The sequence below is a fragment of the Paenibacillus sp. RC67 genome, assembly GCF_030020805.1.
In the GTDB taxonomy this organism is placed as follows: Bacteria; Bacillota; Bacilli; order Paenibacillales; family NBRC-103111; genus Paenibacillus_S.
The window spans coordinates 4083206-4097873 of record NZ_CP125098.1 but is presented as its reverse complement, the minus strand read 5'-3'; the positions used below and the strand labels follow the sequence as shown (position 1 = coordinate 4097873).

Genomic DNA, 14668 nt, shown 5'->3' with positions numbered 1-14668 from the left:
TCCGATCAGGGTAAAAATAAACGAACGAGTTAATGCAACTCAAGTATTGTAGCATAAACTTGCTCTCGTTACGAGAACCTCATAATTGTTGTGAAACATGGCAAAATAAGCATGGTTATAAAGTCAGTTTACTACGAAGAATTGAGGTGTTAGAGATGAATATGCAAACAATCCAAAAACCTAATGCAACCTATCCTGAATTAAAGGATAAAGTAGCGATTGTAACGGGTGCAGGCTCAGGTATTGGGCGAGCGGCAGCTCTTGCATTAGCTTCGCAGGGAGTGAAGGTTGGCTTGCTGGACTTAAAGGACAGCAGGACAGAGCAGGTGAAGCAGGAGATTGAATCTTTAAATGCCCAGGCGATGACTGAGGATGTTGATGTGTCTGATCCGGATCGTGTACGGGAGGCCATTGAAGCTGTTGCCAAGCAATGGGGGAAGATTGATATTGTGTTTGCCAATGCAGGTATTAACGGAGTATTGGCACCTATTGAGAGCATGAAACCGGAAGATTGGGATCATACGCTTTCTACGAACTTAAAAGGCACTTTTCTAACTGTTAAATATGCGATCCCACACATGAAAGAACAGGGAGGCAGCATCGTAGTCACCAGTTCGATTAACGGTAATCGAGTGTTTTCCAACTTCGGTATGTCTGCTTACAGCACATCCAAGGCAGGGCAGATGGCTTTCGCCAAAATGGCCGCGCTGGAGCTAGCCCGATATAAAATACGTGTAAACGTCATTTGCCCGGGCTCAATACAAACGCATATTAGCGAAAGTACACACCCTACGCCGGATTTGAACAAGATCAAGATTCCGGTGAAATACCCGGAAGGGAATCAGCCGCTGGAGCACGCTGCCGGTCAGCCGGAGCAAGTAGGGGATCTGATTGCATTCCTGGCGTCCAATGCTTCAAGCCATATTACCGGTACGGAGCTGTTTATTGACGGAGCGGAATCGTTAATTTAAGAAAATAGCAAAATGCCTTGGCCCGAGTTTCTTTCAGTCAAGGCATTTTTGAATTATCCAATCATCAAAATTTCTTTAATTTCCTGTTCAGACAAGCTGGATAAAGACTCCTGTCCAGGTTGAATGACTTCATCGATGAGATTCTTCTTTCTTTGCTGTAGTTCATACATTTTATCTTCTACAGTTCCACGACTCACGAGGCGAATGACTTGCACGACATTCTTTTGTCCGATACGGTGTGCGCGGTCTGCAGCCTGCTGTTCAACTGCGGGATTCCACCATAGGTCATAAAGAACAACCGTATCCGCACCGGTTAAGTTTAATCCCGTACCACCTGCTTTTAGCGAGATGAGGAAGAGGTCTCGTTCACCATCGTTAAATCTGTTGCACAGCTCTACACGCTCTCGGGTAGGGGTGTCTCCATCCAAGTAAAAATAACGTACTCCCTGATAGCCCAACTCTTTGCCTATCAAGCTTAACATCGTTGTAAATTGTGAAAATATGAGCAGGCGTTTGCCTGCGCTTCGACATTCTTCAACGATATCCAAAAGCTGCTCGAGCTTGGCTGAGCTTCCTCTGTAGTCTTCAATGAAGAGAGCCGGGTGGCAGCAAAGTTGGCGAAGTCGTGTTAAGCCAGCTAATATTTTGATCCTGCTTTTTTGAAAGCCTTCTTCATCCAGGTGCTTCAAGGTTTCTTGGCGCAGCTTGGCCAGGTAGGCCGCATACAATTTTTTCTGCTCGGGCAATAGCTCAGAGGCTTGCAGGGATTCGATTTTCTCCGGCAGCTCTCGTAACACATCGGTCTTCAATCTACGCAGTAGAAAAGGGCGGGCACGTTTTGCCACATGTTCACGAGTTAGTTCGTTGAAGGTTTTCCTGTTCGTGAACAGCTCAGGAAATACGGCGTCAAATATAGACCAAAGCTCCTCCAAGCGATTCTCTACAGGCGTTCCTGTAAGAGCAAAACGGTAGCGTGCTTGAAGCTCTTTGACCGCTTGAGCCGTTTGGGTGACATGATTCTTGAACACCTGAGCTTCGTCCAAAATCATTGTATGAAACGATTGTTCCACATACATGGAAATATCTCTGCGCAGAAGTGGGTAGGAAGTAATAAGGACATCGTACTTGGAAGCGCCTTTAAGTATGCGGCTTCGTTCGGTTTTGGTCCCATCCGCGATAATAGCCTTGATCCCTGGAGCAAACTTGTTCAGCTCATTCAGCCAGTTGTAAGTAAGCGAAGCGGGTGACACTATGATCGCTGGCTGCTTCAAGCTGCGGATCTCAGGAAGAACGGAAACCATAAAGGCGATGCTTTGCAATGTTTTGCCAAGCCCCATATCATCGGCTAATATGCCACCGAAATGGTAATGAGCAAGGGTCTTCATCCATTGATAACCGTATTTCTGATAATCCCGAAGGATTGGATTCAAGCTGTCGGGAACGGGGAAATCCAGATTGTCCGGGTTTCGCATATTTTCCAGCAATCTTCGGAACGATTTGCCCAGTTTAACCGTATTTCCATGTCTATGGGAATCCATCATATGGAGCCCGCGGGTAACAGGCAGCTTGAAGAGTGACCCCTTAATATCTCCTTGACGAACTCCAACCTCATTCAGGAGCTTAACGATTTCTTGGAATTCCTCGTTTTCCAATGGTAATAATGAACCGTTAGGTAGCTTATGATATCTGCGTTTCTCCTCTAGTGACTGAAGCAACTGACGAATTTCCGATTCAGGGATTCCTTGCATATCGAATTGAAACTCCAGCCAATTAGTTCGTTCATCCACATCTACCATGATTTTTGGAGGGGGATTAGTAAGAAGAAGCCTGACTTTAACGGCGGAAGTAGCGTATACCTGAACGAATTTTTCCAGCTCAGGTACGATGTGATAAAGAAAATCATACTCGCCTTCTTCATCGTCCATGTAATAACCGCTTTCCGTCTTGGAGAAGGAGCTTTGCTCCATTAATTCTAGAATGCGTCGCTCCTGCTCTCCGTCTCGAAGGAGGATATGATCGTATGTATGTTTGGCACTGGTGCCTTCCAGTGGATTGATAACAATCTCGCCATAACGAAACTCCAACCCTGCAAGGAGCCGATCTCTGACCCGATCCAAATACAGCTTAGCTTTTAAAGGCGCTTGCATGATTCGTTCTGTTACTGCCTTCGCAATGTGGACATTGCCGAGCTTCATTAATCCAGGGATTACTTGTTCCATAAATGGTTCCATTTGCTGCGGCTGTATTTGAATCTGCTGCTTGCGGGAAGTTTCAAGCATTTGCTTGAGCTCGGATAGTCTTCGACATTGTTCAGTATCCATCTTCAGCAGCTTACCCTCAAATAGGACAACATCGTAGGCTTCCATTATGGTTATCTGTTCCAACCCATGGACGACCAGTTGATAATCCTCTGTTGTAGCTTGATCAAATTCAAATTTGAGCGGGAGAGGCTCATCGGCCATACGAATTCCATCAAAAGTACGCTCACTCAGCTCAAGCTGGACGAAGGGAGCGGAGATAAGAAGAGGGAGGAGAGCTTCCCAGTAAAAGGGTGGGATGGGAAGCATGCGTTCGCTGTTGCTCGGAGCCGTATTGAAGTTCCAATGGCTCGGTTGACGGTACATCTTCTCATGCTGATAGATTTGAATTAGCTGGCGCAATAAGGCATCATGCTCAGGTAGAAAGCTGTGAACTTTCGGATCGTAGGTGAACTGTCTTGTAAAATCAAAGGGTTCTCTTCGATCGATGGCTTCAAGAAAACCTCTGATATTTTGAACGATATATAATCGTTTAGGTCCCAGCTTGATTTCAATGCCAAACATGGATTTCCTGTAACTATATGTATAGAGCTTACAGGTGAATTCGACTTGAAGAGTCTCTCTATGATCCACCAGAGCTCGCGCTCGGACAGTTCGAAGGGGCTTGGCAGCGAATAATCCCAGCATGCTCCCGACTAGCTGAACATCTGCCGCGGAAGAGTTACTTGGTAGCGAGATAGCTGCTTCAGAATCCTCATCCTTTAGGTCTTCTTGAGGCTCCAGCTCCACGGTTCCATCACGATGCGCAGCTTGTATGAACAGCATTGCTGCGGCAATATGCTTGCAATATTTATCATAAGATGCCAGCGTAGGGCAAGAGCATACGGCTGCTACATCTCCGTGACGATCGAAAGTGATGGTTACATGCTGCATGTTTTTTTTATCTTCTATAACATCAGCTTCAAAATTCGCAGTCATTGGATTGTAGTGAGTTAATGACACTTTTCCGGCGCGGTAATAAGTCTCTCCTTTGTCATAAGAGAGCTGGCCGCACAACTGCTTAATGACCTTCACTGTCAACTGTAAGCTCATCTGCTTAATCCTTTCTTTATTTCCGGAATCGTTATCTCCTATCATAGCAGAAATCATGAGAATGAAAAAGAACGGATGTTCCCTGTGTCTGAACCTCTAACGTAGCGAACAAGCCTTGTTTGTGGTATGCTTCATAAAAGCTTAAAATAACGCTCTCGACCTTGAGCCATCCGGAAGAAGACTTCCAATCCGATGCCCAATAGCCTAAGGAGGGATTACGAATGAACGATAATTTTATTCATATCAAGTCCATTGAAGGAGATTTGAAGCTGGTTCATAAAAAAAGAGACTTCGGCATCACCGTATCCACGAAGGAATTGGTGTTCCAGAAGCCTCATGTTAATTATCACCTCAAGCTTGAGGATATCGTAAGCATTATTCCCTTTGATACTGCCGAAATGAAGGCAATAACGTTCAATAATCGGCGTCATTCAGGAAGCGAGCTGATGAATATGTCAGCAGGAATGCCTCATTATAAGATTCACGTTCAAAAAGCGATATTGCATAATCGCAGCGGCATCTTCTCTTTTGGTTCAGCGCAATTTATATTACCAATCCATCATGATCTGCTTCTGGCCATTTCCAAGTACAGCGGACTCAGCGCCGTTATTTAATTTTATCAAAGTGCGATTATTTATACGTTATGACATAATGAGCCTCTGGAATCCAGCGCTGCTTGTTGAAGTCTCGCCCTCGAATGGTGACCGAACCGTTGCGGGCTTCCACGTACAAGCCTTCGCTGGCTTCAGGCTCCAATGGCTTCTCCGCACCACTAGCATCTCCCGTCCACGGCTGCTCAACAGAGGAGCTGTTAATCATCAAAAATTTATTTTGCACGAAGGTCTTAGGCAGCTTAAGCTCCCAGTGTGTGTGTCCCGTGAACAGAATGACCTGGGGATATGCAGATAAAATTTGGTTCAGCTCCTCATGCTGGATAACACCTCGATTATTAACACAGCAAGCGCTCGTTCCTGATACTGTATTGGGAAGAGGTTGATGCAAAAAAACAAAAATCGGTTTTGCACCCATCACATCCTTTTTTAAAGTTGCTTTTAGCCACTCCAATTGCTTGTTCGACAAGTAGGCATCCTCCAGATTGTTCGCATCCGACTGCCGGTATTGCTCAGAACCTAGAAAAATGAACGTAAAGCCTTGTAATTGCTTCTTGTAATAAAGATTGTCCTCTCCGTTGAACTTCAAGAACCGCTCGATTGAAGCTTTCTCCGTTTCCCCGTTAGGAAAGTTGGTTTCGCTCCATTGATCCGTTGCACCATGCCACGCTTGATAAAACTCATGATTCCCGATATTCGAGTATACGGCCTGAGGGTGAAGAGAACGACCCAGCAGCTCCTTCAGCTTATCGTAATCCTCCTGTCGGCCATCCGTTAAATCACCGTTAAGAATTAATGCATCTGATGCTGAATTTATTTGATTCAGGTCATTCAGTGCTTTTTTTAATTTGTCTTGTGAATGCGTGTCCCAGGCTTGAACGTGAATATCACTAAGTACAGAAAAGGATAAGATCGGTTTTTCTTCAGCCTGAGATGTTGCGTAAGGGAGACCGTAAAATAATGTCCCGACGGTCAGCAGTATGGATAAAGTCCATTTTTTCATGGGTCAGCCTCCTTCTGCCTTTATTAACCGTAGTATTAGCCGAAAGAAACGTTTTCTATTTCAGCTTAATTTTCGATTGTTTACGGAACGTTATCTACACATGGAGTTTCTATGAATCGGAATAAAGAGGAATAAAGGTTCAAATTTATGGTCATTTCGACTCATGGGCGAAACATTTCGCAAGCTCAAGGGAGGGGAATAAGGAATAAAGAGCAATATTTGAGACTTTTCTCACAGACTAAAAGACTTTCGAACTAACGTTCGCCACGATTACTGCCGTTCGATTTTAGGATTGAAGTTGAATACCATTTTCATCAATTTGCCTTTATTCTTAATAATGGTCTAAGTATATAAAACAACATTGTTCGACACAGAGAAGAAAAGAGGGTATCGCAGGATGAAGAAGTTACGTTGGATAGCAGTATCGATTGCGTTATTTACCGGTTTGTCAGGGACTGCGTGGGGTCAGCCGGTTGAAAAACCGCTTTTTCAAGATGTAAAGGGACATTGGGCGGAAAAAACAATTACACGATTGGTAGACGAAGGCATATTGGACGGGTTTCCAGATGGGACCTTCCGTCCCAACGACTCGGTAACGGCAGATCAGTTCATCAAAATGCTGCTCTTGTCCTACACACAGTTGTATCCGAATGGAGAGCGTAAGTGGACGAATGATTTCACCCAATCGTTGAGTGCGATGAACCGGAATATTTTGCAGCAGGATTACCGCACCTTTGACTTTAAGCCAAGCACGGTGGGCTACTGGGCGAAGCCATACATCGATTTGGCTAGTGATTTGCAGTTTATAAGCAAAAGCCAATTTCCGGATTTCAAAGCCAAGCTCAAGCGTGAGCAAGTTGCTGAGGTAATATACTACACGGCAAAAGAAACCGAATATTTGGAAAATGAACAATACAGCTTGGCTGCAGCCGCTGTAATGGGAGATTTACAGAGTGCAAAGCCACGTGAACAGAAGTTTGTCGCGGAGGCGTTCGCCAAAGGAATTATGGAAGGATATCCGAACGGTTACTTCGGTATTGGTCGAGAGGTCACTCGTGCGGAAGCGCTAACTATACTAGAACGGATCGTACATAAGGATAAAAGAATCAGTGTGAAGGCAGTGGATAGCGGGCTGGAGAAAATCGTGCCGACCAAGGACGGCAGCTACAAAAAGCTGATTTTCCCGAATCAGAAAATGCTGAAGGCGTACGATGTACTGCAGGAAGCGGCAAAGCGCAGGGGAACGAACTACGACTTGGAGGAAACGACGCTCAGGCTGTATAAGGATGCGGACACAAAAGCTAAAGATTTGAACATAGCAAGCACCATCGCACAGTCAGGGGAGGAAGTATCCTTGTGGCTGGAGCCTGAATACAAGACCTATGGTGTCACCGTTCATGTGCAAGAGGGGATGCTGGCAAGAAATCAAGAGGCCATCAAGACCTTCACCAATTACCTGTTCTCGGTGGATGCATTAGCCTTCGATGATTTGTTCCTGCAAGTATATAATCAAGTCGTGCTTGGTAAAGCAGTAGAGACGCGTACAGTGAAGATCGGCACCTACGCGGTTGAGATTCACGTTGAAAGTGACGGTCAGACGATCGTATTCTCCATTTTGGAGAAAAACGAATAAACAATTAGCGAGCGCTTGTTCCTGTTGAAGGAACAGGCGTTTTTGACCTTTTTTCATTTTGCGGAAGGTGAGCATCTTATGTTAATCTGATAGATGTATGTTTTTGGCATTATTGTTAGTTTTCCTTCAGAAAACTCTAAGAGAATGCTTACGAAGCAAGTTTTCCTTCAGAAAACTCTAAGGAGGAGTTATTGTGTCAAGTGGTGCGCAAGCCGCGGTGAGGACAAACGCATCCAGCAGAATGCCGGTAATGGTTAGTATCGTACTGGCTAATCTGGTTGCTTCCATGGATACGACCATTGCCAATACGACGATGCCTATCATTACGAAGGAACTAGGAGGATTCGAGCTGTACGCTTGGAGCTTCGCTTCGTATATGATCATGTCTACCGTTGTATCGCCAGTTGCCGGTCGAATCTCCGATTTGTACGGCAGAAAGAAGATTTTTGCAGTAGGTATCATTTTGTTTTTATTAGGCTCTATGCTGTGCGGCTTCTCCAATTCAATGCTTCAGCTCGTTATTTATCGTGCGGTACAAGGGATTGGTGCCGGGGTGATGATGCCGTTTCCTGCAATTATTGCGGGAGATTTGTTTCCGGTAGAGAAGAGGGGGAAGATTCAGGCTTTCTTCACCGCAATGTGGGGGTTATCCGCTATCCTTGCCCCAATGCTTGGAGCTATGTTTGTTGAATACGCCAACTGGCGCTGGATATTTTTCATTAATATCCCGATTTGTATCGTTTCGGTTGCACTTTTGTACTTTTACAAAGAAGTGTATCAGCCCAAAAAATCGAAAGTGGATTTACTTGGAGCTTTCATTTTTGCCGTTGGTGTCAGCTTGCTTCTATTAACAACCATCGTGGAAAGCAACATCTATGTGTATGCACTGTTAGGGATCGTGTTAATGGCTATCTTCGTAGCTTACGAGAAACGTCACGAATCGCCTATTGTGCCACTATCTTTGCTGAAAAATCCACCGATAGCGTGGATGATCGTCAATTCCTTCTTGGCTTGCGCCTCCTTATTCGGTGCATCTAACTACATACCGTTGTTTTTGCAAAAGGAAGGCTATTCCATATTCATTAGCGGTGTTGCACTCCTTGGGATGTCTTTTGGCTGGATGGCCATGGCTGTACCTGCTGGGAAATGGATCGTCAAATGGGGATATGGGCGTCTGCTAATCATCGGGAATATTTTCTTGGTGCTATCGGGTGTTATGCTGCTGTTCTTAAGTGAAGGCACCGGTTTCTGGTATGCCTCAACGGCTATGTTCGTACAGGGCTTGGCTTTCGGAATGATTGCAACCGTATCTGTTATCGGTTCTCAACAGCTCGTTAAGGCGCACGAGAAAGGGATATCGACTTCACTGCAGTTATTTTCACGGAATATTGGAACGGCCATCGGGGTTACGGTTATGGGAGCCTTTTTGGTTAAAACAACTGATTTTTACTTGGGAACATCCAATATGTTCTTATATGGCTTCATCGTCAGCTTGTTTGCGCTCGCTTCCTCATTCATGATTAAGGCGAAGCACACCTAAGAAGTAAAAAGACATGCTCTCCGCACTCAAAGTGAGGGAGGCATGTCTTTTTTTGGATTTATTCGTTAGATATCTTTAAAGTTTCAATCAGTTTGAAGAATATGCTGAGCACAATCGCAATGATAGTGGCGAGCGCCATCCCTTTTAAGGAAAATCCTCCGATTGTAACGGTCGTGCCGCTGATTCCGATAACCAATACAACTGTGGTAAGAATCAAGTTAGTTGCTTTGGAATAATCGACTTTGGTTTCAACGAGCATTCTTATACCGGAAGCGGCTATTACGCCGAACAAGAGCAGGGATACGCCACCCATAACTGGAGTGGGAATCGTCGTAATTAGTGCTGCTAATTTCCCGAAGAACGAGAGCACGATAGCGAAGATCGCGGCTCCTCCGATAATCCATGTGGAATACACCCGAGTTAGCGCCATGACACCGATATTTTCGCCGTAAGTCGTATTAGGAGTGGAGCCCGCAAAGCCAGAAATGACCGTTGAGATTCCGTTACCTAGTAACGATCGGAATAAACCTGGATCTTTGGATAAGTCTTTACCGACAATATTGCTTGTTACAATAAGATGTCCAATATGTTCAGCGATGACGACAAGAGCCGCTGGAACAATAATAGCAATTGCGCTGCTGCTGAACTCTGGTTTGTAATAAGTAGGCAGAGAGAACATAGGTGCCTTGATTACTGCATCGAAATTTACATAGTCAAGGAAATAAGCGACTACATAACCACATATGATACCGACAAGAATAGGGATGATTTTGAGAAAGCCACGAAACATCACATTACCTATAATCGTAATAAGAAGTGTGACCGTAGCAATAAGAATCGCATTGGGATCGAAGCTCCAGTTAGCCGCCGCATCAGCAGGCTTAATATAGCCAGCCATTTCAGCAGCAGTCGGAACCAGTTCCAGACCGATAACCGCGACTATGGCTCCCATGGCTGCAGGAGGAAAGACGACGTCGAGCCAACGTGTACCGATGAATTTGATTAATAAGGAAACCAGGATAAAGACGAAACCGGAAACGATAAAGCCTCCGAGCGCCGCGCCGTAGGATTGGGTTGCCAGAACGACGAAGACGGGTGATAAAAAGGCGAAGCTTGACCCAAGAAATGCAGGGATGCGTCCTTTACAGAGAAACAGATAGAGCAGAGTTCCTAACCCGTTCATCAGCAGGATAGTGGCTGGATCCACCTTAAAAAGTACGGGCACAAGGACCGTAGATCCGAACATCGCAAACAGATGCTGTAAGCTTAGCGGGATGCTTTGAAGCAGCGGCGGACGTTCGTTGACTTGAATTTCGCGTTGCAGCATGGTTACACTCCTCGTTTTAATAAAATCTCAGAAAAAAACACTTTCATTATAGTATCAGAAGAAAGTGTCGTTTGGAATCGCTTTTTTAAAATATTTGTCACATTTCATGTCATATCACTCCAAAGTACATGGACTTTACGTAAGGTGTTCGTTTGGATATAATTAATTTTACTGGTAAATTATTTGTGTGTAAAAGAAGTTGAGGGCAGCCGCGGCTGCCCTTTGCGCTGGGAGAGTGAGAAGATGGCCTATCAAATGGATGCATCACTAACGGAAGGACATATTGGTAAAAAGCTTATTTTGTTTGCAATGCCCCTCTTGATGGGGAATGTGCTGCAATCGCTTAACGGGACGATCAATGCCATCTGGGTCGGTAATTATTTGGGTGAGAGCGCCTTCGCGGCCACATCCAACGCAAACAATATTATGTTTTTTTTGCTGAGTCTCGTATTTGGTATTGGCATGGCATCAACGATCCTGATCGGACAAAGCGTCGGAGCACAGGACGAGACACAAGCGAAGAAAGTAGTCGGAACAAGCGCACTGTTCTTTCTGGTGCTGGCTTTAGCCATTACGGTCATCGGACTGGTTTTTTCCCCCATGATATTACGTGGGATGAATACACCGCATGATGCAATGGATTTTGCTACTTCGTATTTGCGAATTATTTTTATCGGATTGCCATTTATGTATGGATATAACTTTATTATGATGATCATGCGGGGAGCTGGAGACGCTAAAACGCCGTTTTACTTCCTGTTAATCTCAACGTTTCTGGATATTGTGCTGAATCCCTTGTTCATATTCGGGTGGGGACCTGTACCGGCACTCGGTATTTCCGGATCGGCAGTAGCTACCGTTATAGCACAGTTTGTCAGCTTGGCCTGTCTTATCGTGTTCTTATACCGTAAGAAGCATTACCTCAGAATTACTCGCGAGGATCTGCCTTATTTGAGATTCGACAGACAAATTATCGGGGCGCTTATTAAAAAAGGCGTACCGATGGGTCTGCAAATGTTAATCGTATCGACTAGCGCAATTGCCGTCATTAATCTGGTTAATGGTTATGGGTCCGTTGCTACAGCAGCTTTCGGCGCGGCCATGCAGCTCTCAAGCTATGTTCAAATGCCTGCCATGGCTATTGGTGGGGCGGTTTCGACCTTGGCCGCACAAAATGTGGGAGCAGGTAAATGGGATCGCGTCCATAAAACGACGATGATGGGGATCTTGATCAATTTTATTATGACAGGCGTATTGGTCGGAGTTATTTACTTGTTTAATAAGCAGGCGTTAGGACTCTTTTTGAATGACCCTGCTGCTCTTGAGATCGGTATGCGCATTAACTTAATCACATTGTGGGGATTTATTTTATTCGGTATTACCTTCGTTGTTTCAGGCGTCGTACGTGCAACGGGAGCGGTTATGGTGCCGTTGTTGACTACCTTCCTGGCATTATGGTGTATTCGGATTCCTCTGTCGTACTTCTTAAGTGCTAAATACGGCTTGGATGCCATTTGGTGGAGCTTCCCAATAGGATTTACAATCGGAATTGTTCTTTCCATTTGCTACTATGTATGGGGCAATTGGAAGCAATCCCAAATGCTGAACGGGAAACAGACTCAAGCAGCTCGTTAACCGTAAGGGGATACCCACCGGAGTCTCAGATACACTCTGAATTTTCATAGGTTTGTCGTCAGACTGAAGTCCTTCGCCGCAAGGGCTTCTTTTATTTAGAATAGATACCGCACATTTGTTCGCATGCAGTCATGGTTTATGGTATAATATAGTAAGGCATCTTTGCTGAATACTTCATGGAAATGAGAAGGAGTTCAATTAGGTTATGACGGGAAGAACCCATTTGGTTGTCGGCACAGGGGTGACATTGTCTATATTGCAAATGACCGGTCAAGGAGTTTCCTTGCCGGTTAGTGCTGTTGCTCTTGTTAGTTCGCTGCTCCCTGATATCGATGAGCCAAACAGCATGCTGCTGCAAAAAACGATGCCCAAGTCGCTGCTTACAAAATTGAGATGGTTGTTTGCGATCGTAGGTGCTGGATTTATCATATATGCCTACCTTCAATCGTTTTATACGCCATACAGCTATGTGGCCGGAGCCTTGATAATTATTATGTGCCTGGTTAACCAGCGGGCATTTCGCCAATTGCTCATGGTTTTACTTGGAGGGCTATTGCTTTATCTGGGAGCATCAGCTGGTCCTTGGTGGGGGACGGTCGGAGCGATGTTAATGGTTTGTGCAGTGCTTCCACATAGGGGGATGACGCATTCCATTTATGGCATCCTCATCTGGGGTGGACTGTTGTATTATGCATCGATCATGCTTAATATCAACTTATGGATGGCAGGCGCCATATCGTATTCGCTGCATCTAATCTGTGATGTACTTACAAAGCAAGGCATTCATCCGTTTCCACCTTTGAAATTTAAGCTGGTTATCCCGCTTATGAGCACGGGGAAATTCAGTGGATTTATTATCGAGAGTATCTGTATCACGATTACTTTTGTTCTGATATGGAATGCTTTTATCGTGCCCATGGGACACACTGGATTAGGTTTATGGGAGCAAGTCAAAACTGCAATTATTGGATAATCCTGTTAAATGCTTCAAATCTTAAAATGAAAACAGAAACAGATCGTCGTATACTACCTATCGGTTTAGTAACGAACGATCTGTTTTTTTATGCAAATTTAACTGAAGCGGGAAATGATATTTTCTAAAGAAATCTCATCCGTATCAGCTGTTTGGCCGAAGTATTTTCTGTATAATGAACAATAAGTCTTCAATTATTTTCCAAAGTGGAGAGTGAGAGTATGCCTAAAAAGACAATAGTAGATCCCTTTATACGTAATGAACGCGAAACCGAGCTAGCCGCATTAGCCGATACACTCGCTGCTCAGTTTGCCCTTAGGGCAGCCAAGCATGATGAAGAAGGGTCTTTTCCATTCGATAACTTTAATGAACTGAAACAATCCGGCTATTTAAAGCTCCCTGTGCCCAAGGAGTATGGCGGTGAGGAAATCGGACTTTATGAACTGGTCCTGCTGCAGGAACGGTTGGCAAGAGGTGATGGTTCTACGGCGCTGGCTGTTGGCTGGCATATGGGTCATATGCTACATTATCGAATTGCTAGGCCTTGGCCAGAAGCTTTATTCGAATGGTTTTGTAATGAAGTGGTAGAACGTGGATCTATGATCAACAGCTTTGCCAGCGAAAAAGCTACGGGCAGCCCGAGCAGGGGCGGAAAGCCACAAACCGTTGCGGAGAAGGTTGAAGGGGGTTGGCTGCTAACAGGCACCAAAACCTACAGTACGCTGAGTCCTATTCTGAACCACTTTGTGGTATCGGCTTCTATTGCAAACGAAGAGCGGAACGGAGAATTCTTAGTTACTAAATCGCAGCAAATTACCATTGATGAAACGTGGGATACACTTGGAATGCGTGCAACAGGAAGTCACGATCTCGTGCTGAGTCGCGCTTTTGTACCGGATAACGCTTTTATCTCCCGAGTGGATGAAGATCGCAAATATCCGAAACAAGACGACGGAGGAGGCTGGATGCTTCATATTCCTGCCTGCTACTTAGGTATTGCTTATGCAGCACGCGACTATGCTGTTGAGTATGCAAGTCGATATCGCCCTAACAGCTTGCCTGGTCCAATTGCAGATCTTCCTCATATTCAACAGCTCATCGGAGGGATGGAGGTGGAATTGACAACGGCTAGAACCTTGATGTATTCCGTAGCAGCACGGTGGGATGAACAGCCGGATAAGAGAAGTGCTTTGAAGCCGGATTTTGGCATCGTCAAATATGTAGCTACGAATAGCGCCCTGCAAATTGTAGATAAAGCGATGAGAATTGTTGGCGGAGCCAGCTTGTCTCGGTCACTTCCTTTGGAACGCATGTATCGGGATGTTCGGGCAGGCTTGCACAATCCGCCAATGGACGATATCGTTCTGAAAAATGCGGCACGGAGGGCATTGGTGGAGTGGGAAGGAACAGAAAGTTGAAGGTTATTAATATAGATAATTATTAATCATATTAAATAAAATAAATATAAAATATGGTAATAAAGTGAATTTTAAGCAAAATCTGTTGAGTTTCCTTCATTGTGGACAGCGGTTCGATTCCTTATACTTTGATTGTCAAGGCCAAGACAAGTTTACTTGTTAAAGGAGATGAGCTAAGTTAACGAATCGAAGATTCATGCTTTGGAT

General features: G+C 44.8%; 10 protein-coding genes. 7 read left to right on the top strand and 3 right to left on the bottom strand.

Annotation, left to right across the window (positions count from 1 at the left end; translation table 11 throughout):
- The first annotated feature begins 155 nt into the window (after window positions 1-155).
- Window positions 156-971, top strand: coding sequence for an SDR family oxidoreductase (locus QMA13_RS18725; RefSeq protein WP_282935277.1), 816 nt, complete (start codon window positions 156-158; stop codon window positions 969-971).
- A 53-nt stretch (window positions 972-1024) separates the two neighbouring features.
- Here QMA13_RS18725 and QMA13_RS18720 read toward each other — a convergent pair whose 3' ends face one another.
- Window positions 1025-4321: a DEAD/DEAH box helicase gene (locus QMA13_RS18720; protein ID WP_282943442.1), complete on the bottom strand. Its 3297-nt coding sequence runs from the start codon at window positions 4319-4321 to the stop codon at window positions 1025-1027.
- A 221-nt stretch (window positions 4322-4542) separates the two neighbouring features.
- Between QMA13_RS18720 and QMA13_RS18715 the strand changes: the two genes are divergently transcribed.
- A complete protein-coding gene (locus QMA13_RS18715; protein ID WP_282935276.1) occupies window positions 4543-4935 on the top strand; it encodes a hypothetical protein in 393 nt (130 codons plus the stop codon).
- A gap of 16 nt (window positions 4936-4951) precedes the next feature.
- On the opposite strand, the gene QMA13_RS18710 is transcribed toward QMA13_RS18715, so the two are convergent.
- A complete protein-coding gene (locus QMA13_RS18710) occupies window positions 4952-5935 on the bottom strand; it encodes a metallophosphoesterase family protein (RefSeq protein ID WP_282935275.1) in 984 nt (327 codons plus the stop codon).
- Between the two features lie 397 nt (window positions 5936-6332).
- On the opposite strand from QMA13_RS18710, the gene QMA13_RS18705 reads away from it, so the two are divergent.
- Entirely contained in the window at window positions 6333-7568 is a 1236-nt protein-coding gene (locus QMA13_RS18705; protein WP_282935274.1) for an S-layer homology domain-containing protein, read from the top strand.
- A gap of 241 nt (window positions 7569-7809) precedes the next feature.
- A complete protein-coding gene (locus QMA13_RS18700) occupies window positions 7810-9108 on the top strand; it encodes an MFS transporter (protein WP_282943441.1) in 1299 nt (432 codons plus the stop codon).
- 58 nt (window positions 9109-9166) lie between these two features.
- Here the strand turns inward: QMA13_RS18700 and uraA are convergent, their stop codons facing one another.
- Complete coding sequence (gene uraA, locus QMA13_RS18695) at window positions 9167-10435, bottom strand: uracil permease (protein WP_282935273.1); 1269 nt, start codon at window positions 10433-10435, stop codon at window positions 9167-9169.
- A 243-nt stretch (window positions 10436-10678) separates the two neighbouring features.
- Here uraA and QMA13_RS18690 point away from each other — a divergent pair, with 243 nt between their 5' ends.
- The 3 genes from QMA13_RS18690 to QMA13_RS18680 all read left to right on the top strand — a co-directional run bounded on the left by QMA13_RS18690 (window position 10679) and on the right by QMA13_RS18680 (window position 14461).
- Window positions 10679-12070 carry an MATE family efflux transporter gene (locus QMA13_RS18690; protein WP_282935272.1) on the top strand — a complete coding sequence of 464 codons (1392 nt, stop codon included), beginning with the start codon at window positions 10679-10681 and terminating at the stop codon, window positions 12068-12070.
- Window positions 12071-12275: 205 nt separating this feature from the next.
- Window positions 12276-13043: a metal-dependent hydrolase gene (locus tag QMA13_RS18685; RefSeq protein WP_282935271.1), complete on the top strand. Its 768-nt coding sequence runs from the start codon at window positions 12276-12278 to the stop codon at window positions 13041-13043.
- Between the two features lie 221 nt (window positions 13044-13264).
- Complete coding sequence (locus QMA13_RS18680) at window positions 13265-14461, top strand: acyl-CoA dehydrogenase family protein (RefSeq protein ID WP_282935270.1); 1197 nt, start codon at window positions 13265-13267, stop codon at window positions 14459-14461.
- Window positions 14462-14668 lie beyond the last annotated feature (207 nt).